The organism is Azospirillum oryzae, assembly GCF_008364795.1.
GTDB lineage: Bacteria > Pseudomonadota > Alphaproteobacteria > Azospirillales > Azospirillaceae > Azospirillum > Azospirillum oryzae.
Map to the genome: position 1 here is coordinate 42,668 of NZ_VTTM01000017.1, position 22,930 is coordinate 65,597.

25 protein-coding genes are annotated in these 22,930 nt (G+C 61.4%); 5 read left to right on the forward strand and 20 right to left on the reverse strand.

The window, feature by feature from the left end; all coding sequences use genetic code 11:
- Position 1: 1 nt before the first annotated feature.
- A complete protein-coding gene (locus FZ938_RS28530; RefSeq protein ID WP_109154749.1) occupies positions 2 to 640 on the reverse strand; it encodes a transglycosylase SLT domain-containing protein in 639 nt (212 codons plus the stop codon).
- A 903-nt stretch (positions 641 to 1,543) separates the two neighbouring features.
- The gene (locus FZ938_RS28535; protein WP_109154750.1) at positions 1,544 to 1,816 is read right to left on the reverse strand and encodes a hypothetical protein; all 273 of its coding nucleotides are present in this window, start codon (positions 1,814 to 1,816) and stop codon (positions 1,544 to 1,546) included.
- A 5-nt stretch (positions 1,817 to 1,821) separates the two neighbouring features.
- Here FZ938_RS28535 and FZ938_RS28540 point away from each other — a divergent pair, with 5 nt between their 5' ends.
- The gene (locus FZ938_RS28540) at positions 1,822 to 2,046 is read left to right on the forward strand and encodes a hypothetical protein (protein WP_136705948.1); all 225 of its coding nucleotides are present in this window, start codon (positions 1,822 to 1,824) and stop codon (positions 2,044 to 2,046) included.
- Between the two features lie 25 nt (positions 2,047 to 2,071).
- Here the strand turns inward: FZ938_RS28540 and FZ938_RS28545 are convergent, their stop codons facing one another.
- From FZ938_RS28545 to FZ938_RS28575, 8 genes are all read right to left on the reverse strand, one after another.
- Positions 2,072 to 5,221: a conjugal transfer protein TraG N-terminal domain-containing protein gene (locus FZ938_RS28545; RefSeq protein ID WP_109154752.1), complete on the reverse strand. Its 3,150-nt coding sequence runs from the start codon at positions 5,219 to 5,221 to the stop codon at positions 2,072 to 2,074.
- A 6-nt stretch (positions 5,222 to 5,227) separates the two neighbouring features.
- Complete coding sequence (locus FZ938_RS28550; protein ID WP_109154753.1) at positions 5,228 to 6,646, reverse strand: conjugal transfer protein TraH; 1,419 nt, start codon at positions 6,644 to 6,646, stop codon at positions 5,228 to 5,230.
- Complete coding sequence (traF, locus tag FZ938_RS28555; RefSeq protein WP_109154754.1) at positions 6,643 to 7,638, reverse strand: conjugal transfer protein TraF; 996 nt, start codon at positions 7,636 to 7,638, stop codon at positions 6,643 to 6,645. The genes FZ938_RS28550 and traF overlap by 4 nt, the downstream gene beginning before the upstream one ends.
- A 299-nt stretch (positions 7,639 to 7,937) precedes the next feature.
- Entirely contained in the window at positions 7,938 to 8,108 is a 171-nt protein-coding gene (locus tag FZ938_RS30750) for a hypothetical protein (RefSeq protein WP_158282499.1), read from the reverse strand.
- Positions 8,109 to 8,119: 11 nt separating this feature from the next.
- The gene (locus FZ938_RS28560) at positions 8,120 to 8,641 is read right to left on the reverse strand and encodes a hypothetical protein (protein ID WP_109154755.1); all 522 of its coding nucleotides are present in this window, start codon (positions 8,639 to 8,641) and stop codon (positions 8,120 to 8,122) included.
- Between the two features lie 109 nt (positions 8,642 to 8,750).
- A complete protein-coding gene (locus tag FZ938_RS28565; protein ID WP_109154756.1) occupies positions 8,751 to 9,032 on the reverse strand; it encodes a hypothetical protein in 282 nt (93 codons plus the stop codon).
- 129 nt (positions 9,033 to 9,161) lie between these two features.
- The gene (locus FZ938_RS28570; RefSeq protein WP_136705946.1) at positions 9,162 to 9,560 is read right to left on the reverse strand and encodes a hypothetical protein; all 399 of its coding nucleotides are present in this window, start codon (positions 9,558 to 9,560) and stop codon (positions 9,162 to 9,164) included.
- Between the two features lie 110 nt (positions 9,561 to 9,670).
- Entirely contained in the window at positions 9,671 to 10,297 is a 627-nt protein-coding gene (locus FZ938_RS28575; RefSeq protein ID WP_109154758.1) for a hypothetical protein, read from the reverse strand.
- Between the two features lie 669 nt (positions 10,298 to 10,966).
- On the opposite strand from FZ938_RS28575, the gene FZ938_RS28580 reads away from it, so the two are divergent.
- Positions 10,967 to 11,566 (forward strand): hypothetical protein, encoded by a 600-nt coding sequence (locus tag FZ938_RS28580; protein WP_136705945.1) that lies wholly within the window; start codon positions 10,967 to 10,969, stop codon positions 11,564 to 11,566.
- Between the two features lie 190 nt (positions 11,567 to 11,756).
- Here the strand turns inward: FZ938_RS28580 and FZ938_RS28585 are convergent, their stop codons facing one another.
- Entirely contained in the window at positions 11,757 to 12,326 is a 570-nt protein-coding gene (locus FZ938_RS28585; RefSeq protein WP_109154760.1) for a hypothetical protein, read from the reverse strand.
- A 157-nt stretch (positions 12,327 to 12,483) separates the two neighbouring features.
- Here FZ938_RS28585 and FZ938_RS28590 point away from each other — a divergent pair, with 157 nt between their 5' ends.
- Both FZ938_RS28590 and FZ938_RS28595 read left to right on the forward strand, forming a co-directional pair.
- Positions 12,484 to 13,425 carry a DsbA family protein gene (locus tag FZ938_RS28590; RefSeq protein WP_109154761.1) on the forward strand — a complete coding sequence of 314 codons (942 nt, stop codon included), beginning with the start codon at positions 12,484 to 12,486 and terminating at the stop codon, positions 13,423 to 13,425.
- 5 nt (positions 13,426 to 13,430) lie between these two features.
- Positions 13,431 to 13,961 carry a hypothetical protein gene (locus FZ938_RS28595; protein ID WP_109154762.1) on the forward strand — a complete coding sequence of 177 codons (531 nt, stop codon included), beginning with the start codon at positions 13,431 to 13,433 and terminating at the stop codon, positions 13,959 to 13,961.
- A 58-nt stretch (positions 13,962 to 14,019) separates the two neighbouring features.
- On the opposite strand, the gene FZ938_RS28600 is transcribed toward FZ938_RS28595, so the two are convergent.
- Positions 14,020 to 14,286 carry a hypothetical protein gene (locus tag FZ938_RS28600; protein WP_109154763.1) on the reverse strand — a complete coding sequence of 89 codons (267 nt, stop codon included), beginning with the start codon at positions 14,284 to 14,286 and terminating at the stop codon, positions 14,020 to 14,022.
- Between the two features lie 261 nt (positions 14,287 to 14,547).
- On the opposite strand from FZ938_RS28600, the gene FZ938_RS28605 reads away from it, so the two are divergent.
- Positions 14,548 to 15,486, forward strand: a complete 939-nt coding sequence (locus FZ938_RS28605) for a M48 family metalloprotease (protein WP_158282500.1) — start codon at positions 14,548 to 14,550, stop codon at positions 15,484 to 15,486.
- A 327-nt stretch (positions 15,487 to 15,813) separates the two neighbouring features.
- Here FZ938_RS28605 and FZ938_RS28610 read toward each other — a convergent pair whose 3' ends face one another.
- From FZ938_RS28610 to FZ938_RS28635, 8 genes are all read right to left on the reverse strand, one after another.
- Complete coding sequence (locus tag FZ938_RS28610; protein WP_109154765.1) at positions 15,814 to 17,172, reverse strand: DUF7146 domain-containing protein; 1,359 nt, start codon at positions 17,170 to 17,172, stop codon at positions 15,814 to 15,816.
- A gap of 77 nt (positions 17,173 to 17,249) precedes the next feature.
- Complete coding sequence (locus FZ938_RS28615; protein WP_109154766.1) at positions 17,250 to 17,552, reverse strand: hypothetical protein; 303 nt, start codon at positions 17,550 to 17,552, stop codon at positions 17,250 to 17,252.
- A 374-nt stretch (positions 17,553 to 17,926) separates the two neighbouring features.
- On the reverse strand, positions 17,927 to 18,322 hold the full coding sequence (locus FZ938_RS28620) for a hypothetical protein (protein WP_109154767.1): 396 nt from the start codon (positions 18,320 to 18,322) through the stop codon (positions 17,927 to 17,929).
- A gap of 106 nt (positions 18,323 to 18,428) precedes the next feature.
- Positions 18,429 to 18,557 (reverse strand): hypothetical protein, encoded by a 129-nt coding sequence (locus FZ938_RS31440; RefSeq protein ID WP_281497595.1) that lies wholly within the window; start codon positions 18,555 to 18,557, stop codon positions 18,429 to 18,431.
- A gap of 368 nt (positions 18,558 to 18,925) precedes the next feature.
- The gene (locus FZ938_RS31600; RefSeq protein WP_425529387.1) at positions 18,926 to 19,636 is read right to left on the reverse strand and encodes a ribonuclease HI; all 711 of its coding nucleotides are present in this window, start codon (positions 19,634 to 19,636) and stop codon (positions 18,926 to 18,928) included.
- The gene (locus tag FZ938_RS30755; RefSeq protein ID WP_158282501.1) at positions 19,530 to 19,838 is read right to left on the reverse strand and encodes a hypothetical protein; all 309 of its coding nucleotides are present in this window, start codon (positions 19,836 to 19,838) and stop codon (positions 19,530 to 19,532) included. The genes FZ938_RS31600 and FZ938_RS30755 overlap by 107 nt, the downstream gene beginning before the upstream one ends.
- A 100-nt stretch (positions 19,839 to 19,938) precedes the next feature.
- Positions 19,939 to 20,634, reverse strand: a complete 696-nt coding sequence (locus tag FZ938_RS28630; RefSeq protein ID WP_109154769.1) for a hypothetical protein — start codon at positions 20,632 to 20,634, stop codon at positions 19,939 to 19,941.
- Between the two features lie 92 nt (positions 20,635 to 20,726).
- Positions 20,727 to 22,871, reverse strand: a complete 2,145-nt coding sequence (locus FZ938_RS28635; RefSeq protein WP_109154770.1) for a VWA domain-containing protein — start codon at positions 22,869 to 22,871, stop codon at positions 20,727 to 20,729.
- Between the last annotated feature and the right edge of the window lie 59 nt (positions 22,872 to 22,930).

The following is a 22,930-nucleotide window of genomic DNA, read 5'->3' on the forward strand; positions in this document are numbered from 1 at the left end:
TTCAATCGTTCCAAAGCGAGGACACGGAAAGACCGCTTCCGGTCAGTTGTTTGAGGCGCTGGTAGACGGCGAGGACTCGCTGTCCATAGGCTCGTGCCGCTGGCTCATTCTGCCATGCGTTGTAGCGCCCGATGCCAAGTGCGAGATCGCCAGGTTTTGATGCGATGCTCTCACGCAGGATGGTCGCCCCCATGCGCAAATTCAGAACTGGGTCCAAAAGGTCGGCCGGGTCTGTAACGTGCTTGCCGTGGGCGCCGACATAAACCTGCATCATGCCAATGGCGGTACGCTGCAGATCAGCCGAAGGCATGCTCCGAAGGTGACGCTCCGCTTCGCTGCGATCGTCACCATAGAAATTGCCCTTCGGGCCGTTGAGCGCCCAGGGCCAGGGTCGGGCGAAGCGGTTCTCGTGCCTGGCGCTTTCAACCAGCGCCACGGAGAACAGCAGGTAGGGATCAATCCCCTCCTCTGCTGCTGCTACTTCCCAGGCAGTCCCAGAAAGGCTGAAGGCTGAAACTGGTGAGCTGATCGCGGCCATCATCGCCGTCCCGATAGCCGCGACCGCGGACATCAGGCGCCGCTTTTGCTGCGGCGAGCCCGGCTTGCTGGCCCCCTTGTCGTAGTGCTTAACCGGCCACATCGTGTGCCTACGCCCTTTAGATGCGCGCGATACCTCGAACGATTGCTTTATCACTTAACTTTCGTATGCACGCAAGTAATAAATCGAAATTCAAGGCAATTTTTTGTGTCCGCGCACGACATTGAATAGGCGAGCCAATTCCCCTCCCGACCAGCGGAGCATCTGCCTCCATTTTGCTAGCAGCGCGTCGGGCGAATCATACCCGGCTATGCACTGTTGCCGATGCTGCTTCTAGTATTTCTCTTGACAGAGATCCCACTTACATTGCCGCCGGGACTGGTCGATTGGATTTCGCTTCACTTTTGCTTAATGGGTCGTTAACGACGGCCATAGCATGCGGGCACGCATCCGTCTCCAGCGGGCCGTTAGACGCCGGCCAAAGCACGCGCGCAGTTGAGACTGCGGTCCTATCCCCTATTGGGAAGCTGATCTTCCGCTGTCTACCGCGGCTCGCATCTGAACCACTTGAAAGCAGCAAGGTGCACTAGCGGTACACCGGAGTGCACCTCCACGCCCTTCACCCATGGATAGGATTCGGGCTGGGTACTGCCGCAGTGCTCTGGAGTGTCAGTGGCGGTCACCTCACTCATTGTCTACTCCTTAGCAAGCTGGCGAAGCACTGACGACGGGTGTCACGCCAGCGAGGATTAGTATCCTCAACCTTCAGCATTTGAACGAATGGTGCGTGAAACCCGCATCTCCTGGCCCGCCCGGAGTCCCCCCGCCGGCCGGATGCAGCACAGTCAAGTGGGCCACCGATGGCGACGCTTCCTCATAATGCCGCGCGCACTGCCTGGAGACTGACACCATTCTGTCGGCAACATAGCTTCAATCCGTTCAACAAACAGAAACGCCCGGCTCCTAGGGAACCGGGCGTGATCGGCTGGGACAGCTAAAGGCGGCTCAGTCGAGAAGGCTGCGACTGAGACTGATGCTATTGACCTGGCAGCCATAGTTCTCCGTCGGCAAAGCGGAAGCCACGTTTATCGATGACGGTCCGATTTGCCCGGCACTGTTCTGCACAGCCATCCCGAAGGGACGATCGTCTACCGAGGAGCGGCCCGAACGCGACTTCAACGCACTGATGCCAAAGGCGAAGAAAGCCAGGAAAATGAGCACGAACTGACCCAGAATGAGAATTTCCAAGGGCCGCATGTGGAAAAGAAAATCGATCATAGTTGATGTCCAATCTGTACGGCGACGAACTCACAACGTCTCTATACGACGATCGTACCCGCGCCCGCCCCGAACGCAATAGCTCCTGCATGGAAAAAAATGAGCAACGGACCCCATTTCTGTCGGCGCTGGACCCCAAAGCTGTGGAGTATGCTCGCGACTTGTTGCAGGCAGAAAATGAGCACGCCCGGCTGTCGGTGTTCGACGCCGGGCGCGATTATATGGACTAGCCTGAATGCTGATGGCCAGCGCCTGTTAGTTTCCGCGCCCCTGAGCTAAAACGCCTGGAGGCTTACTGGCCGTCGCTCCATCAGCCCCAGGCTTGCGCGCGGGCGTCGTATCGACCGCGTCTACTGGGTAGCTCCTGCTCCCCTGTGCGGAGGCCGTAACGTTGCCCGGTGCTGGCGGCAAATTGTCGGCCGGCGGAGCCTGCGTCGGCGCTGTAACGGATGCGCCGGGAGTGATCGACTGCGCTTCATTCCCCTGCGCCAAGGGAAGGGCAGCGCCCGGTGCTGCCGGCAAGCTGTCGGCCGCCGGAGCTTGCCGCGATTTGGGCTCTACGTCGATGCCGGTCATTTGACCAGGGTCGTGCTGGAATACTTCAAAGGCGCCCCGTGCCGCGGACGAACCGTTAAAGCGGTTCTGCCCAGGATCCTGGTCCTCACGTACGCGATCCCGCAATTTTCCGTGGAGATTTTCAGTGCCTTTTCGTAGCGGGTCGTCCTCAAATTCCACTTTATGCCGTTCTTCAGACGCGGCAAAGCGCGTCTGAAGGTCACTCCGTTCTGGCATCTTCGGCTCACCTCTGTCGTTTACTTGGCTGAAGGCAGGGATCGGCTTACTGCCAACCACACTCTCAACCTCAGCGCGCGGCTGCGGCATTCCTGCCGCGTCTCCTCCAAGATGCGAGTTACGGGCAGGATCACCCACGGGGCCGCTATTGTGATTTGTGGCGCCCGAGAGCAAGCCTAGCAATGCTGCTTTTCTCTCCGTCACTTCAGCGGAGGAAGTAGAAGACGCCCCGGGCATTTTATTTTGGTTGTTCAAAGTCATTAGGCCAGCATAGGTGATAGCGTCTTCTTTGTTAGCGAAGGCCTTTGTTATCGCTCCACCAGTCCGCTCATCCATTCGAATCAACGCATCACGCGCACCCGTAAGGTTACGGCGCTCCAATTCGGACTCAAGCCGTTCTCTGCCACCATGTTGTTGGTTGACCGCATTCACAGCTTGACCGGCCGAGAGCGTCTGACTCGTACCGAAGGACCGCGCAAGACTGTCTGCTCTCTGGTATGTTTCTTGGGCGGTGAGCGCTTGTTGAGCGCTTTCGCTCAACGTCTTCTGCTGGCTTTCCGAAAGGCTGCTGGTGAAGCTATTCTGGGTGGTGTTGGCCGACTCGCGCATTGCGGTGTCAGTCAACGTGCCACTGAGCTTATCGTTTCGGCCAAACTGAGATTTGATCGCCGCCTCGATCTGCGAAACAGCTGAATGCCCGGCTGCCGCACTCATTTGGTCCGTTACCTTGCCACCAGCTCCAACCGCCACCCCAGCCTCAGCTCCGCCTTTCACAGAACCACCAAACGCTTCCCCAAGCTTTGCCTGAACACCTGCACTAATATTCCCTGTAAGGCCATATTCCAACGCGGCCGAGTTGATGAGTTGGGTTTTAGTCTCATCGCCACGGGCGAATTTGTCAGACACCCCCTTCATCGCGCTCGACACCAGTTCGTAGGTCTTGCTGCCCTGGAAAGCGGAGCCCGACTTGAACATCTCGCTGTGGCCAGTTTGATATTGCTGAACAGCTTGGGTACCAACCGTCGATGCGAGGTTGCTGGCAAAGGTATGCGTCTTAGCGTCGGCGACACTCTTGGTCGAGGACTCCGCACTCTGCGCCAACGATCCGACGTTGAACGATGTCAACATCTGATCGGCTCCACTAGCCATCGTCACGCGGCTCGGGTCACCGGTATAGCTCGGCGCCATCTGGTATTTGGGTGTGGCATTGAACGTGTCCCGAGCCACCTTATCCTCTTTGATGAAGTCGCCGCCCTGAAGGCGTCCAGCTAGGTGCGTGGCGGCTACGGATCCACCGTAGATCAGCATGAGTGTCAGCGCAGGAACCGACGAGGCCAGCATTTCGCCAGTGGATATCCACTTCTGCAGCGCACCGTCGGCGGCCAAAAGGCCGTTCATGGACCCGAGTGAGAAGCCGGAGTCTTCAAGCCCTCCCAACCTTCCCGTTAGGCTCATGTGAATGAACAGGTTCACGATCGCGAGCACAGGCATCCACAATTGGATCCAGAGCAGCGTTAGGATGTACTTGCCAGCAATCGATATGCCCAGGGGGCCGAGCACCACCAGGAACCCCATGATCGGCGTCACGGCGTAGGTGAAGCCCTCCAAGAAGGTAAGCATTGGGCGAACGATGCTCCGGAACATCGAGGCTTCGCCCATCCACGACATCGCACGCTGGTTCTTGGCGTCCTCGATCATCTTGGCGTAGCTGAAAGCGCGATCCTCTTCCGACCTTGCTACCGCGGCGCGCTCGAATATCGGCTGCAAAATGGAAGTGGTAACGAATTGTGTTGGCGAAATTGCCGTGACGCCAAGAGCGAGGAGTGCGTCTCCGATCTTCGCCGGTACGTCGGAGGCTGGCACATTCAACACTGGCGGAAGAACCTCGGCCAAGTATTTTTGGACAACAACGGGCGTGATCGCAGCGAGCTGCGCATGCCCGTCGGTGCAATCGTAGTTTTGGGACCCCGAACTGCCGAGCCACAACTCGGCCATCCATATACGAGAATCAAACTTAAGTGCAGAAACAAGCTCTGCAGAGTTGTATATCGTATGTGGGTCAATGGCACCCGAACTCAAGCCGGTCATCGTGCAGCGCTGAATGTATTCGGTCCACGACCTCTCGAAATTGGACGACCCTCCTGCAAATCTGTTCGCCGGGCCAAGCATTAGCGGGTCCCCCGAATGAATCCGAACCTTCTTCATCACTTCGAGTGAACTTCCATAGCCATGCTGGGTCATTGCGGGCATCGAGAACCCTTGCTCGAAGAGCACCGTGAGTTGATAACCAATCTCAGAGATGAGCGAGCCGCCAGCCGCAACGCCAACCGGCACGTTAGCAACGGGGCGAACTTGGCCGGTGTAAGCATCGGTTACGACAACAGTCGTCGACGGTCCAAAAAGTAGTGAGAACACGACCCAACCGAGAAAAACCTTCTGCCAGTCAATAGCTCTCGCCCCTGCTGCGACCGCTTGGAAGCAAACAAGCAAGGCTCCGAGCAAGAGCCCAATCTGAGCAACTGCATAAAATTCCCCGGTCCCCACAATCATCGCTACGGCGTTGAGGATTTCAGCAAGAAAAGCGCTGTCGCCAATGCTGTTGATATTCCACATCTGGCGTCAATCCCTTGCGACTGGGCCGGTTGCGGCGTAGCGGATTTTCTGCGTGATATCCAGGATGGCGAGATAGTCACGGAAAATTTCGGTTGGGTCGCCGATCTGGCCCCGAACCTGCTGCTGCTGAGCCCGCAGATCGGTACGTGAATCCCGAAGAAGCGCGTCCAGTTCCTTTGCGTGCGCGTCATCGGATACCTTCACGGCAGCCTCGACGGCCTTGATCATATCGTCCACCATGAGCGCCGCCATGTCATAGGCAAGGTGAGGGATGGCCCGCTCGGTCAAAGCCACTGCACCCATACGTCCATGCTTCGCCAGCTGGAAGATCAACCCAGCCAAGCCGTACCGCTGCGGAGAAAGGAATGCCTGGTCCGCCGCGCTCAATGCACCCTGGTTGTCAGCGATCCGATGCACGAGGCCAGGAGCACCACCGCTGCCATCAAGGAGCTTTTCCTCCAGCATCTTCCTGAAGCCCTTGATGACCATCGTTCCCATGATCGGGTTGGTGCAGCCATCTTCAGATTTTGTGTCGCATCGGAGCACGGTGACGGGCTGACCGTTGGTCCCATCCACCAAGTCACGAAAGCGGATCTTATTTCCCGATATAGCTGAGTATCGCGGCGACTGCTTGCCGCCCCCAGCATCGCTCATATCGCCAACAATAACCGTACCGGCGACGTTCATCATCGCCTCCAGCATGTCTTCGTCACCAGCGACAAACCAGCCGCTGACGGCATGCTTTTTGAGGGCGCGCCAAACTATATTGCCCTTAACCTTCTGGGAGAAGTCGTCGGGGGCGTTCTCGGCAGCCTGCTGGGTTGGTCCTTTGCCGCTCGACGTCGTCCAAGACTCGAAGATGTCGCCAATGCCCTTGGTGAAGCTGATCTTGGAAGCCTCGGTTTCCTGCTTGTTCAGAGCGGCACCCAACGTGTCGTTGACGATTCCCTGAGCTAATTGGCAGCTGTTCCCGAAGAACTGGTTGAGCTGTTGTATCTTTTTCTGGATCTGTTCGATGATGGCCGCGCAGTCCTGGCACATCGATCCCAATGCGAGCTGGAAAGCGTAGCCGGCGGCGTTCGCCGCAATGCCACGCATCAGCTGCACGAACTGATCCGCGTTGATGAAGCTGAACGATCCGCCGAACAGATCGATGCCTCCGCAGCCAGCCTCAAAACTCGGCGGCACGAATGAGACTAAATTCTCGTTCATAATCCGGTTTTTGGCGGTGAATTGGCCGCCGGCGAACACGCCACGCCGTTGCGTCTCCCAGACGCCCGGAGGTGTCGTGTTGCTCATTGCCCCGAACAACGAGTCCATCTGGCTCTGCAGCCCAGCGGCCTGTACTGGACCCGGCGCGGCCGTGACAGTAAGGCACGCGGCTATAGTGACCGCGGCCACCATCTTGCGGGCGATTTCGATCATTGCCTCACCATGGAACGGAGGTGGTTTACGAGTAGGGCAGGGTCGGAAGCGATCTCAGGTGGAATGTCGAGCTTCGCAGGCAGCATCGGCCCATTGTCCACGGCGCGTGTCTTGTCGAACGCCTTCTGGTCGATCCAGCCGGCATTGAGCGCTCCGGTGAGGATGCGCCGCCGCAACTCCTGCAGAGACAGGACGCCCCGGGCAATGGTCTGAATTCCGTCTGGCGGTCGGACCAGCACCAGGGTTGGCGTGCGCTCGACGCCCACCTTTGCAGCCTGGCCGCTGTCTGCCCTAAAGCGCGGAAACTGCCCACCCGGCAGGGGTTTCCCATCGAGGGAGATTGCCGTGATTTGAAAGCCATAGGCTCGTTCCAGCATCTCGAGAACCGGCGCCTGCTTGTCGCAGTAGACGCAATCGCTCCGAAAGAAGAACCAGATGCCGGCCTTCTCCGCGATTTCCTTCAACTCTGCGTCTGTGGCCTCACCCGCCACCGCATTCATCTCGTTCGCGGCGAAGGTTGCCGTCGGTCGGCGGCCGGTCTCATCAAGCAGCGGATCGCCCACGACAACGCGCTGGGCCATATCCGTGAAAGCCGAAGCCTTGTCCATTGCGAGCCGTTGAATGACGTAATAGGCGCGCACGTTCTCGGCGCTGGGTTCATCCAGCGCGCGGTCGCGGTACTTTGGCAGGTTCTCCCGCAGCCAGGCGGCCGAGCCGAATGAAGGGGGATCTGGGGTTCTCGGCTGTTCCGGGGGTGGGGCCGGGGGCGGCGGTGGAGGTGGAACAGCTGCAGCCGGCGGCGGCGGGGGTTCCGGTTTCGGGGGGAGAGATTCCTCGTCGGGCTCCGGCTGGACCTCATACCAGAACCAGCCGCGCTCCCGATCGCCGAAGAAGCCCGCGGGCTGCGCTTGCTGCTGGGCCGACGCAGAAAAGGCTATCGAGCCAGCGAGCAGAGCGGCAGTGGTGCTGATGAAGGCGGAGCGTGTCGTCATGCTCGCCAAGCTACCTTTCCAGGGCCCTCCTTCGCGCCGCTGAAAGGCGCGGGAAATCGATGTCTTTCTCGGGCGTGGGGGTTAGACAGCGCTGGACGATCCAGGGAGCATAGCGATGGCTGTATGGCCCAAACGAAGGATTGGCCATGGTCGGCGCCGGCTCTCGACCGACTAAAATAGCCAATCGAAGGAGCGCTGGGACCGCGGCGTCCATGCTGAACACTGAGGTCCCAGCGGGGTAGTTGCCCCGGATGGAGAGGCAGTGCCTCTCGTCCCCGGGGGCTTTGGTTTAAGTGGCCTCAGGCGGCCTCGATCCGCGCCGCGGCCTCTTCAAAGGTCAGCCCTGCCTGAATGAGGTTGAGCATCTCTTGGATTTGGCTCGGGTCGGTGATCCGAACCACGCTCGACGTTTCCTCGCCGATGATGTCGCCATTGTTGTCGACGGTCCGAATGGTGACGCTCTGCATCATTCTCCCTTTCCTCACGTGACAGTCGGCGAAGGACCGTTGGAAGTGGTAATCGTCACCTGCCAGTTGGTGCCAAACAGCGCACCTTGCTCCTCGGCCTTCAGTTTGGCGTCTCGGAGTGCAGTAGCTGCGGTTAAGTATGACCGAGGGCGCCGTTCCTTGATGGAACGAGGCTTGCCCCCTTCAGCGGTCACGGTCACGAACCAACGAAACTCCCCATCATAGGGCGTGACTCCGTAGGCGATGACGACACGTTCGGTACCCTGGGGGCGGGATTGCCCCCGTGAGAGTGCGTTGATCCAAATGGCCCGGTCTGTCGTTGGTACCTTCCGGCCATCGTCCAGTGCTTTCCCAGACCCGAGGGCTCCGTCGATCACGTCCCATGCGTCGTCTCGGGTTTCGCCATAGACCACAAAATGGAACAGCTCTCCCGTTGAGAGAACCTCGATGATGACATGCCACGCAGGCAGCGGACGGTTGAAGATGTCGTAGAACGGCCCGATTACCCTGTGCAGCGTGATGGACTGCTTTTGCATGTGCGACCTCGTGATTGAGGCACACGCCCCCGCCTGGGGCAACGTGTGCCCCGGTTGGGGATGGCGCCGCCCGACACCCAAAAGGGGGTCGGGCGGGGCGGATTGATTGTCAGGCGAGCCGCCGCGCCATGCGCGAGAAGGTCGCAACAGCTTGGTCGCGGTTCAGACGAGGAGTGAACCACTGGCGGACGCCTGCGGTGGTCGGCTTGAGGAAGACCCGGTAGTATCCGCCTGCGAGCGAAGCTTGCCGTCGGAGTTGGAGGATCTCACCTGTGTAGACCGTGCGCTCCGTCACCACCACGGGCGCCGGCGGCTTGCTGAAGAGCTTGCCGCCCGACACTTCGTAGAGGAACTGTGCGGTCAGGCCGATGAACTTGGTCAGCTTTTTCATGATGCACCTTGTTTAGCGATGAGGCGCACCACTCCCCTTCCAGGGGCGAAGCGCGCCCCGGTTGGGGAAAGTAGCTGTAGCAGCCGGCCATAAGCCGGCTGTGAATGTGCGGTCAGGACTACGGAACGATCACGCCCTGCTGCTGAACACGCTATTGAGGTCGATGCCGGGTCGATCGATGGACGAAAGCGTGACATACGCTTCAGCGTCGGAGCCGTCGGACTGGCGAACGAGCGCCAGATCGACGTCGTCCAAGCCTTCCGTGTCATAGTCGATGATCGCCACTCCAAGATCGCTTGGAAGGTTCTCACCAACGACGCCCTGCACCAAGCCGCCGTCAAGCACGATTGCCAGCCGCCCCGGCGTGCTGTAGGCGAGGATCTCTTCCAGGGTCTTTAGGTCGGCTTGCATGGTGCCGGGGCAGTTGTACGCAGGCCCCTGCATGAGATGATCCATGTGGTCCCGCAGGAACGCAGTGGCGCGTTGCAGGACATCCACAGGGACAGATTTCAGCAACTTGCTGTTCATGATGCACCTCATGTCCTCTTCGACGGACGACGGGGCACACCACCCCCGTGGGGCAACGGTGTGCCCCGATGGGGAGAGTTGATGAATGCTACCGGACAGTGCCGGCGTGGTCAGGCCGCGCGCTTGTAGCGATCGCGAACCTGCTGAGCCCAGTTTTGGACGCTTGAGAGGATGCGGCAATACCGAGTCTCAGCCTCATCCCGGTCGGTAAAGACGCTGGAAGTGATTTCCTTCCAGCGTCCCGGCTGACCGGGACGAACGCCCGAAAAGTGGGTTGTCTTCGTCAGCAGATAGCAGATGCTGCCTGGGGGCCGGGCAAGTTCGATATCGAACTGCTGGGCGTATGCGCAGGGCTGATCGTAGGTAAGCCCTTGCCAGTAAACGAGCACCGTTTCATCGTACAGGATATCCGCAGGCTCGCCGTGGATGATCGCCTCGGCTTCCCAACGGGAGATGCCCAGGAGATCAAGGCGTCTTTGTGCCTTGAGGGTCTCGATCACAAGCCGGTTTGCCTTGGCCATCTTCTGCACCTCACCCAGGTGATCCCAAGGCTTGGTGTTCTCGACCGGCTCATAATCTTCGTTATCATCGTCCCAGCATCCAGCGACGTAGGTCGGAGCCCTTTCGGCGGATACCTTGGCGGTCTCGACCTCACGAATGAGGGCGAAGGCCACCTTGCGAGCCGCGAAATACTCCGGCGTGCCGGGAATCGGGAAGAGGGTGTTCTGATTTTCCATGATGCACCTGTCCGGAGATGAGGCGCACCATGGCCCTGCGGGGGCTTGGAGCGCCCCGATGGGGAATGGAAAGCGAAGCTTCCGTTCATGCGCCGCCAGCAGGCGGAGCTTGGTTGCTGGTTATTTTAGGACCCCAACTAGGTCCCCAGCCGAGGCCGGACACTTTGCAATCGCTGCGACATGCAAGCGGAGCTAAGTGGGCCCAATGTAGCGGCTCGACGCTGGGAGGAACAGGGGTGAAAGGCGACGATTATCTCTCTCTTTCGCCAGCGCGAGAGAACAGGGACGAACGACGAGTTCACGAAAATTGGAGGAGGCCCGCCATGAGCGCGCAAAGACCGAAGCCTTTCAGTAGCCGAGGCTACCGATGCCAGGCGACCCGCTCACCAACCTCGCCAGGCATGAGATCCCGCACTTCCGGCAGCAACGGTGAAGCCCGACCACCCGCCCAAACGGTGTTGATATTCAATGCCTTTCGCTGGCGCGAAGGCCTTTCCCAGCCGCTATGGTGACGCGGAACGACCAACCACACGCTTAGATACTATGCCCCATATTACTGATGAAGAACGGGAGATCATCCGTACGCACTTCCCGACCATGGACAGGCGCCAGCTCCAGGCCCTGCTTCCCAAGCGGAGTTGGAATGGCATCCGATCCGTGGCGCGACGCATGAAGCTTCGACGCAAGACCAAGCCGGATCTCAAGTGGAAGCCTGACGAGGTCCGCGTGCTGCAGGAGATGGATCCCGCCAGCGCGTGCTCAATGGAGATTGCCGCCGTGCTGCCTGGACCCAACCGCACCAGCATCACCGATCACTCGCAAGAACTCGGTTTGGCCGCAGCGGAGGCTGGAGAACCCGACATTCGGATCACCTCGCGCAGTCCGCCCACCGGGTGGTCCATCGGTGAGTTTCTGGTGTTGCTTGAAAGCTATCCGTCGCCGAACTTGATGATGGAGGATATCGCGCGCCACCTGCCGGGAAAGTCGCTGTCGCAAATTCGACGAGCTGCCCATGGGGCCAATCTTCGCCGACCCAGGAGCGCCCAGGCCACGGCGGTATCAGGTCGCGATGCCAAAAACGTCTGGACGGATGACGAGGACGCGCTCGTGCTCAGCATGTGGCGGAGCGCCAGTCTCAAAGAGATCCAGTGCCTACTGCCGCACCGCACGGAAGGAGCAATTGCGAACCGGGGACGGAAGTTGCTCCGGCAGGGAGCCCCCCAAGATGCCACCGCATCATATGGCAATCTGGCCTTTGCGGCTCAGTAACCGCAACCCCGCACGAAGCGCACTAGGTTCGCCCTGCCGCCGGACCTTCTTATTCCCCTACAGCTCCACGACAAGGCACGCGTACGACCTCTCCGACAGTCGGAGCCGGTGGACACCGACCCTGGAGGCATAGCGGGAAGTCAGACGAGCTGGCGTCGTGCCCGATCGAACACCGAACTTTCAGGCGGCGTCAACGTGTGCGGCCGAAAGCGACGGCGATCCGTCGCACCGGGCCGTTGCCGCCGACCTTCAGCACCACACGCTGCCCCTCCTGCATATGCAGCGTTTCTTCGACGCGGACCTGATCCGGCTCCGGCACCTTATTCAATTTTCGCTGTTCCGCTAACAAGTCCGATCGGCGAAGCGCCGCGGCCTCAACCACCAACTCGACAGAGACCTCCTGAGAGGTATGTGGCGTTACCCGCACAGCAGTGACATGGCCGGTACAGATGATCGCTGGCGGTGCGCCATCCTTCCCGGCCAGCGCAAGTTTCACCTTCTCAATGGAGTGCGCAGACACCTCCGCGTTCGGCCGCGTGACGAATGGCACCTGTTCAATCAAGCGGTTCGCACTGTCGAACAGCGTCACTTCGACGACGAGCGAGGCCGCGGGGTCTGATGCATAATCCTGAATGCCCCCGCCGCTCTCCTCGCCGCACCGGCTCGACAGAGAACCATTCAGAGGAGCCGTACCTGCCGCCTCCGCGAAATGAAGGGTGGCGAGAAGGGCAACGGCCGCGACCGCAAGGGTGCGTATCATCTCGTAAGCTCCCAAGGCAATTCCAATTTCCCCGCCTAGCAGCTTCAGACGCTGTTTCTCTACAGAGAAAGGCGACGGTTTTCGTTGTCTTTCGGTGGCGCGCCGAATTGCCCGATGGCGATAGTCTTCCGGCAGCGTGATTATCCGGAGATGAAGAGTGAAGCGCCCCCTATTGACCCTACCCGTCCTTTTGGCACTCTCCGTCGCCACTCCTGCGGCTGCAGCGGACGTTGACAGCATCGTCGACGCTCTGATGAATCGCGTCGAGCGGCTTACCCAGCAGAATGCAAAGCTCACCATCGAGAATGAGCAACTGCGGCAAACCACTCAGGTCCGAGACCGCAGCGACGCCATGCCCGAGAATATGGGGCAGGCTCTTCGGAAAGCCGCAGAGGCTGTCACGATCTCCCCGCCGGCAGCGGTCTCACCAAACACAGCGCTCGACGCGAAGCAGCTGGACGAGGTGCTGCGCCAGTGGGTGAAAGACAATGCGGGTTATGTGTTCGAGAGCGTCAACAAGCACTTGGCCGAGCAGCAACAGGCCCGCGCTCCCAAATCCGAGAACTTCGCGGCCCGCGCTTCTGACCTGTTCGAGAAGGACGCGATCAAGGCTGGCGCCGTGAGCAGTCCCAAGGTGCGGCTGGTGATGTTTGCGGACTACAACTGCACTTACTGCAAGAAGGCCCAGCCGGTCGTCGAAGAGCTTCTTGCCAACAACCCGGACCTCCAGGTGGTCTATCGCGAACTTCCCATTCTGTCACCGACCTCCCGGCTCGCCGCCCAGGCGGCACGTGCAGCCGCGATGCAGGGCAAGCACGATGCCTTTCATCGTGAACTCTACAAGCTGACCGAGATCAGCGAAGCGAGCATTCTGCAACTGGCCGCCCGTCCGGACGTCGGATTGGACGTGGATCAGCTGCGGAAGGACATGACCTCGGAGAGGGTAGCCTCACTGGTTACCAACGATTTCAACCTCGGCCAGAGCCTGGGGATCCAGGGCACACCGTTCTTCTACTTGGACGGCGGAGCGACCATGCCGGGGTACGCTCCGACCTCCCAGATGCAGGTGATGATCGACCAGGCCCGCAAGAAGAGCTGAGCCAGATGCCCTTCCCCCGCATGCTTGCCATCGGCTTGTTGCTGATGGCGGCTGCGGGCTCCGCCACTGCGGCGCCCCAGCAGAACATATGGAAGAACACTGAGGCGGCGACGCAGGCGGTGGCCGTCGCCAAACGTGATCTGACCATCATCCTCCGCGTCCTCGCCAGCAGCGTCAGTTCCACCGAGTTTGCCGTGGCGATGTCGCCACTCACGTCAGAGGTTCGGTCCCGCTACCGGGGGCAAGAGTGCCTCTTCTACGAAGAGGTGACCAACTCACCGTTCGCCGATAATCCCTACTTCGCGCCGATTGCGGGGCAGATCGTTCAGGCCGCCTTGCCGGCCGAGTTCCACAACAACAAGGTTGTGGGAAAATTGGCCTCCTATCTGGCGTACATGGCGGCCACCAACGACCCGCCTGCCTGTGTCTGCGAGCCGATGCCGGTGGAAGAGGTGATCGACCTCTGCCGAAAGCGGTTCTATCCGGCGTCCCCACAGGATCAAGCCCGCTACGACAAGGCTATGCTGCCCCCGTGAGGCGGGCAGAGTTGAGACATGACGAACGGCCGGGGTGTACTCCCCGGCCGTTCGCATTTCAACGCAGCTTGTAAGCCCCGGTATCCCATCCCGACGCTTGCACGGGCTGCGGAGCGGTGCCCAGCCACCCGGCCAACGGGTTCACGGCATCAAGAGCCCCGCCTAACTCGCCGGTGGCCCAGTGAAGTGCGACGGCGGTCGTGCCCGGCCGCGTGTGTTCGATGTACATGCCGACACCGACACCGATCACCATCATAACCAACGGTGAACGCACGACCTGCAGGAAGAAGGCAAACAAGAAGGTTCGCAGGATCATGTTGACCATCGGGGTAAACTCCAGTGCGTATTGCCGGCATCCTACCGGGACGCGCAGCCGCTTCGCGCCGGGGAAAGGCGACGAATTTCCACGTCTTTCAGTGGCGCGGTTGAACCAGCCGACGCAATACGATCGGCGTAGTTGCCGCAGCTCTGCGACGATTCCCACGGAGTGATCATGCCCCCCCGGATCCCTGGTCGGACCCGATCGACTACAACAGCTCTGGCCCTGCTTGCGCTCACAACCGTCGCCGCAGGTCCCTTCGGCTGGGTGACGATCAACAGCGCCTGCATCATCGTGGAAGAAGGCGCCGCTACGCCCTTTGCATGGGTCGCGTTGGTGCTCATTGGCCTGCCCTTCGCGGGCTGGTGCCAGCGCTTTCTGCGCTGCCTCCTCTTCGCACGCCAGCGCGCCGCGAATGCGCTGGGAGCCAAGGTCATCACCTTGCGTATGGTCGAGCGGAACAAGAGCGTTTCTCCGGCCGAAGTGGCGCTTTACCACTTGGTCAGGAGCATTGCCGAACAAGCGGGCCTCCGGGCCGCGCCCATGGTCGGCGTCGTACCCAGCAACGCCATTAACGCGTTTGCGATTGGCCGGCGCGGCAAGTATTTCATTGCGGTCAACGTCGGCACGGTTAACCGGCTGTCAGTTGACGAGCTGGCGGCAGTCCTAGGGCACGAGGTCGGGCACGTCGCCCACGGGGATTCGTTCGTAAAGACGCTCGCTTTGGCGGTCCAGGACAGCATCGCTACGTTCCTGATCTCGCCTTTGGCCTTCGCCCACAGCCTGGTCCGCGCCTCGCCTGCCCTGCTGCTGCTATTGGGCGCCGGGTTGCTGTTCGGCATCTGGCATGGGCAACGAGACCTTGCCATGGCGTGCGCGGTCGCCCTCTTCCTTCCGCAGTTGGCGTGGCTCGTCCTGCTTGCGTGCCGCGCGCTGATTGCCCAGCTCGACCGCTGGCGCGAGTTTCACGCGGACGCTGCTGGCGCGGCCCTCACCTCACCCCGGAGTATGGCGGCGGCCCTCGCAAAGATCGCCGAAGACGGGTATGGCAAGCGGGTCGTGACCAACCCTCTACACTCCCCCGCCTTGGCTAGTTTCGGGATCAAGGACACGATCCTGTTCACGGGTCTGGCCGGTAAATTGTTCGCCACGCATCCCCCTGTCCAAGATCGCGTGGACGCTCTCATCAGCGGCCGGTTTCTCTAAAGGCTGGAGTTGGGTGCGAGGTCATAAGGCGAAAACAAAAAAAGCCCGTCCGACGTCCGCGATGGACGACAGACGGGCTTTTGGGTTTTAGAATCCCGGCCGAAGAGTGAGCCGGAGAACGCCGGTGGTGGGGACGCGGTAAACCGCGCCACCAACACTCTGCGCTACCAGTGCGGGGAAGACGCACCTTCGAACCACTGGCGCACCAGGGCCAGGTGATCCTCCGATTGACCTTCGGAACCAGCCAGCTGGGCGAAGGGATGTGCATCCCCCCGCCCCCGGCCTGATGCGGACCAAGCTGACGTCTAGGATCATGCTGCCGCCGCGTCAAAATTTGACGAAGTTGCGCAGCCGACCCAAGAGCCCGGTCCGTGGCGCCGCCGATCGCATCGACGGTTCCGCGATGAGGCCACGAATGCCCTCGCTCTGGGGTGTCGAACACGGACCCTGGACATGGATCGGTTGGAGATTTCGCTCAACCCGATCCGTGTACCGCGGCCCCGCGTCGCCGACAGCCATTGGCATGACCGCCCGCTGCTCCGTGCGGAACCGAGGGAAGCCAGCCTGACCGTGCATGACCCAGACATCGTGCCAATCGATTCCCTTCGCATTGTCGGGGATCGATAATGACGGCATGAAAACCAGAGCCTTTCGACCCATGTCCCACGCGCTCGCCTTGAGCCGTTGCGCGGCCTCACGGCCACGGCCGCTGCGATCCAGGTCACCCCAGACCACAATCTGCTCCACACCTTCAGGCGGAATGAACCGCTCCATGAGGTCGGCACAGACGCACGGCCACACTGTCATGCCGGTCGCCAGATGCACTGCAAGGGCCGTTTCAAAGCCCTCGGCAACACCGAGTACGCCGGCTTGCGGTTCACCCATGCGGATGAAGCCACCACCGTCCACCATCATGCCGTCAAAACGCGGATGCTCGACGGGCATGACCAGAGAGCGGTCGTTCGGCAGCGGAAAGACCTTCTTCGGTTCCTCCACCGGAGCCTTCTCGCCGTTCTCGGTGAGATAGGTTCGGTGAATGGTGGCGGGCCGCCCAAGGGCGTCCGACACGCCCATCAGCAAAGCTGGGAACTGACCGACCACGACACCGTCATCGTCGACGTAATCGAGCGACGGATGGAAGCGGAAGTTCTTCAGACCTGCGATGGGTTCGATGGAAAGCTTGCGCCGCATTAGGTAGCGCATCAGTGGCGCCGCCAATGGATCGGTCACCGGAACAGCCTCCGCCCACGCCCGCCGCAACAGGTTGCGGATGAAGGTGTCGTTCGGGGGCTTGGCCTCGACCTTCGGCCGGACACGAGGCGGCGGAGCGTCCTTCCGGACACGACCGCTGCCCACGTCAAGACCGACGACCTTCGCGACCTCCTCCAGCGTCTGCGGGAATGTCCAGCCTTCGATCGCCATCAGCAACCGGAAGCCGTCCGCAAACTTGCCGCAGGTGTTGCATACGCCACCGCCCGAGGTTTCAGCGTCCTTGAAGAACCGGAAACCGTCACCCCTGCCATTGCTCTTGCTGGTGCCGTGGATCGGGCAGACGGACCGCCCTCTTCCCGGCGCCTTCTGAAAGATCCGGCCGTCAAGCCTATTGCCGATCAGTCGCTCGTGAATATCCATCCAGCCATGCTTTTGCGCAGCGTTCCGGACGTCATCAGCTTTCAGCGTGTTCACGATTGTTCTCCTACGACACTCGGCAAAGACGCACCTATCCCCTGGCGGGGAGCAGAGCGTCCCCGCCGGGGTTTCTTTCAGTTGTGGGACGCGATCAGGCCGAGCCTGGTCGCCTGTTCACGGAACATAGCCCGGAGTTCATCCGGGTCCGCACCCAGCGCCTTCGCGCAAATGCGAAAGCCAAAGGCGTTCTCGCCGTCGCTGTCGATCCACTCCCAGGCTTCGGCCCGAGTGCGTTGACAACTACGACCATCCACTGCCGCGGCCATTGTTTCGAGCAGGATCGTCTCGCAAAGCGCGACGAGGTCCTGATCGGTCCAGGCGGTGTCGAGCAGCCAGTCGGCCGGCGCCACAGGTGGCGCACGCTCGTTGGTCAGCATGAGGTCTCTCCTTGCGGTGATCGGGAGAGACCTGTTCCCCTCCGGGGTCAGTCTCCCCGGGTGGGTTGGATCTTATCAGGCACGCCTACTGCAGACGCGGGTAGGACGTGCTGTTCAGGAAAGCTGCCCAGGCATCTGGCCACCTTTCGAAGGTTCCGGGTGCCCGCTGTTCAGCCTCATCGACAAAGCGAACGAAAGCGCGGCGGATCGTGTCGATCCGTTCGTACTGCGTTTGGCTGGTAAGATGGGCGAGCGTGCCGCTCGCCAGCCAGCGGACTTGCGTTGTGACAGGTTCCACGTATGTCCTCCTCGCATTGAGAGGGAGGCATCTCCCGGCGGGGAGATGTACTCCCCATGGGATCGGTGTATCGCTGTCAGGCGGCAGCGGCGATCCGGGAAGACCGAAGCCGAGCTTCCGACGCCGACAGGATCGTATTGACGTCCCCTTCGCGGAGGGTAGCGAGCGCACTCGCCGGATCCTTCACGGACGTTTCGCGAAGGGTTCTAAGAATGGTCAGCAGGCTCTGGGCCGTCTGGATCGCACCATCGTGGCCCATGACGCGGACACACAGATGAAAGCACTCTACGTTGCGCAGGCCAGTTTCCGGGTAGTCGTCCACGTCAAAATACGTGACAACCCGGCTGGAAACGACGCTTCCCTTATCGAAGCGACGGATCAACGAAATGCGCGGAGCATCGCTGCTCAGCACTTCGCTTAGGGACAGACGATTCTCCTGGTCATCCAGGATCTCATAGAACCACTTGCTCATGGGAGTCTCCAAAACTGGTTTCGGTAGGAAAGCCAGGGGGAGAAATCCCGTGTCCCGGGAAGGTTCCCCGGGAGGGTGGTCGTGGCGACTACTGGCCCCTGGCGGCTTACAGCTTGGAAGGCACGGTGAACATGCCTTTGACAGAGGGCGGCGCGGCTGGCGTCATGAGGACGATGGCCGGAGTGCAACCCGCAAGCGTCGCCGCAGCGGCGACCAGTAGGATCAAATTGCGCATGAGAACCTCTCTGCCGAAGGCGGAGGAAGCAGACGTCCCCCGGTGGGAGGCTGTGCTCCCTGCGGGGAATCTGCCGAGGCCGTCAGGCCCGGCGCGAGTGCCGACCAGCAAGGGGCGGCTTGAGTGCTGCTTATTTATCGAGCCCAACTAGCTCGCCAGCGGCGCTGGATCTCACGCAACCGCATCAAGCAGGAAGCGATAAGCGAACTCATAATAGCCAGGGTTAAGGCCAAGCGATAGAGGTAAAAGACGATCTTCTCATTCGTCGTTTAACGCTGCGGCACGTGCCCTCGACGCAATCCCCGGCGCGGAATCAAAAAGGGGGGATGCCGTAGAGCATCCCCCCTTCCCGCTTACCCAAGGACTGGCTACGCCAAGCAGGGCTGACCCTGCTGGACAAGCAGCTCCTCTACCACCGCCGCCGATAATGCGGCACGGGCGGTCGCGTCACACCACCCCTGGATCGCTGCCCGAACGTCAACGTCCCCTTGGTGGCCCTTCACGAACTCGGTCCGGAGCCTGATGCCGCGGTTGCGGACCACCTCCATGACCTCGCCGTGAATTTCCTGATCGGCAGTGCGGTCCTCGCGGACCCGTTGCGAACCGCCAAGCACACCGAGAGCGTGTTGGTTGTCCGACTGCACCGTTACGATGTCGCCGCGACAGAGCCTCAGGTTATGGACGGCGGCGATGACGCCGTTGCCCAGAGCCGTCAGCTCAGCCTCGCAGGAATCGCCGGCGGGTCCGTGGCCGCTGTAGCGGAAGACCCTCCGTCCCGATCGTACCCACACCGCCCAGCCTGCTCGCAGCCGCTTCCCACAGAAGCTGGCGTCGGCAAAGACGGTTACTCGTGTTGCTCGCCTCTCCATAATGCACCTCTTGGCGCAGGGAGACGCCCTCCCCTTGCGGGGAGAGGGCTCCCCGCGAGGGTTCGGGTTGATCGAAGGCCGGCGCCGAAGCGCCGGTCTATGGTCAGTGGCCGCTGACCGCGTTTGCAGAGCCCCAACGAAGCGCGAACTCCGTCGGGGATACTCCTTGGTCAAGCGCATCAGATAAGGCGTCCGGGTCCACCTGGGCATCGAACGTGTCGACCCGCCAGTGCCTGAGCATCGCCCCATCCACGGCTTCCACGTACTCCTGGAAGCCCATCTTCGAAACGTCGGTCTCGCGCTGTGTCCACACCTCGTCCACCGGACCGGTCAGGTCCACCGGGGCCAGATGGCCATAGGCGGGCGTCGCGAGTTGCTCGGCCGGAACTACGTCCTGGGTCGATATCTTCATGGCTTCCATCCTCCTGGGATCGAAGAGGGAGGCCGCCCCTGAGGGGATCGGCTCCCCTCGGGGTCAGGTCGTCAGGCTGCGGCTCGGGTGTGTCCCGTGCTTAGGCCCGCTTGGCGTTGCTCTCACCGCGCTCGCGTTCGGCGAGGTGGGCGGTGAGTGCGCGCTGCGCGTGGTGCTCTGCCAGCGTGCTGGCGCGGAACCGCTTGGTGATGTCGCCTCCGGGGTCGTGGACATGCTTGGCGGTCAGGGAAACGCCCCTTCCGATCAGCATGGCCTTCACGCCCGCCAGTGTGGCGGCTTCATCTTTGCGGTTGTCGCGCAGGGTCTTGTGTCCAGACAGGACATCGACCGCGTGCTCGCTTGCGGACTGCGCCACGATCATGTCACCGCGCTTCAGGTCGAACTCGTCCACCGTCAGGTGGATGCCCAGGGCCAGGGCCTCGACCGAAGCGTGGTCACGCGTGTGGATGTGCTTGTCCCAGACGCCCCGCTTCTGGAGCGTCTTGGTATTGTCCCGCGCGTAGACCGACCAGGCACCGAGTTGGTGGGTGGCGTCGAACGCCGCCTCTCCAAACACCGTAACCAGTCGGCCCCGTTTTGCACGCCGATCCAAATGGGGTTCGGTCGGCGGCTGCGGGACCACATCCTTGTTCCGCCGCTGGAACAGCCTGCGGAAGACCTCCTCCATGGCCCTCGTCGGGTCTTTGTGGTCGCGGAACTCCTTGAAGAAGAGCCGCAAGACCGTGACGCAGACGAAGGCCACAGCGGAGATCAACATCTTCTCGATGATCTCCATGATGCACCTCTCGTTCTTTGAAGAGAGGGGGAGATCGCCCCCGTTGGGGAGCGTTGCTCCCCCTCGGGGTTGCTGGTCAAAGGGCGAGGCTGCTATGCAGCAGCCGCCGTGAGAGCCTTGCGCGTGATCTCGAACAGCGCACTTCTCAGCTCGGTGAGGTCCTGGATGACGACCGCGGTCGGGAATAGTTGCCGAACACGGTCGATCTGGATGCCGATGCCGATCACCTCGATGCCCGAGGCCTGGCAACGCCGAACCATGTCGATGACTTGGTCTGAGTTGTTGGGCTCGCCGTCGGTCACGATGAGGAGCAGCTTACGCTCCTCCTTGGTCGTGTTGACCAGCTGCGCGGCGGCATACCACATGGCTTCCCCCAGAGGGGTGCCGCCGGCCGGGGCCACCGCGAAGTTGCCGACCACCTGACGCACCTTCTGTCCATGCTTCAGAAGAGGCAGAACGCCAATGGCGCGCTGGTGATCTTGATCATAGTCGCTCCGGCTTGCCGGAAAGGCTGTGATCGCCGAGTTGACGCCCGGGATGGCTTCGAGAGCCGTCGCGAGGGCAACCGCGCTGTCGATCGCCACGTCCAGCCGGTTCCGACTGGCCCCTCCGTTGACATGGGCGGCTTGCGCCGCCATGGAACCGGAGCGGTCCACGAGGATGTGGATCGCGGCGTTGGGGGCACGGGTGTCCGTGCGCTGCGTGAAGACCCGCGTGTCACCCGTCAAGATCCGGGTGATCTTTCGGCCGTTCACCGCACGGCCGCGCCGGCGGGTGATCTCGTCCTCCCGTTGGCTGGCTTGCACCAGACCCAGCAGTTGGGCACGTACCCGACCGCTCGTGCCACGGACGCGAGAAACGATCCCCTGTCCGATGAGCGGGTTGGCCTGCACCTCCTGCGGCTGAGCCATGGCCGGAACCCGACTCTGCACAGGTGCTTTGGCGGCGCTGTTGGACAGGTCCTTGGCCGCCTTTTGGAAGAGGTCTTTCGACCCCACATCGTCGGTCGAGGCCGACAGAGCCTTCGCAATCGCGTCGGCGCCGTTGGGATCGTAATCTCCACCCTGATCGGAGCCAGAGCCGCCCGCATCGCCGGCATCACTGCCGGCCGAATTGGGTCCTGAGCTATCGCCACCATCGTCGCCTTCTCCGTCACCGGATTGGTCGTCGTCGGCGCTGTCATCGGTGTCCGAGCCGGACCCCGAGCTATCGCCACCATCGTCGCCCTCTCCGTCACCGGATTGGTCGCCGTCGGCGCTGTCAGAAGCGGCTCCAGGCTTCGCACTGTCGCCCTGCCCTTCATCATCGCCGCCACCGTCGCCGTCGGCATCGCTGCCGGCGTCGTCAGTTGCGTCATCATCCTCGGACGTGCCGTCCTTGGACGTGCCAGAACCGCCTGTGGCATCGTCGGCATCGCTACCGTCGTCATCGCCTTGGGCGTCCTGCTCGTTGTCAGACCCGGACCCGCCCTGCTGTTGCGGGACGCTCTGGTTCTGCTGGTCCTGCTGCTGTTGTTGCGGCGGCTGCGGAGGGGGTTGGCGAGCCTTATCCTCCTCTTGCTTGAGCATGGTGAGGATGAGGTCTACGAGATCGAGGGCATCCGCAGTGCTCTCGAGGTTTTTCACCTCAGAAAGCAACGCGTGAAGCCTGACCATGGCACCGGCCGGGAAGGTCTGTGCCGCTACGGCCTCGCTTTCGTCCGCGAAAGACTCCAAGGCCTTCTGGCCAAGAACATCACATCGCAGGCGTAGCAGGCAGTAGCCGGACAGGATATCAGCCGGATGCGCCTTCTCGTTGACGGCCCTCATTTCGCCGCGGCGGATCAGATAGTCGATCACCTTGGCGATAGTCCTGCGGGTCCCAGGATAGTCGACGGCGAGCGCCGCCTCGATCCGGACATCCTCAATGATATTCAGCAGCTCCCGACGGAGCGGCTGGTAGTACGCGCGATGAACGACATTCCAATCCGTGAACTGGATGTGCCCACCGGCTTCATGCGCGATGACGCCGTAGGCGAGATCGCACAGGTCCGGCTCGTCGGGGTCGAATGCCGGCACGTAGACGCGATTCCCGTCGGTCATCATCTCGTTGCCAGAGACGATGACCTGTACCCCGAATTTCTTGCCCAGCGCCGCTGCCACAATGGGCAGCGAGTCATAGAGCGTGCGAGCTTTACGAGACGTCTTGGCCGGCTTGGCAGCCAGCCCTGTCCCTTGCATGGTCTGATTGACCGTCATTCTCGTGCCTTTCGCCTGGGGGGCGAAGGAGCCCCCCTCGACGGGGGAGAAGTACTCCC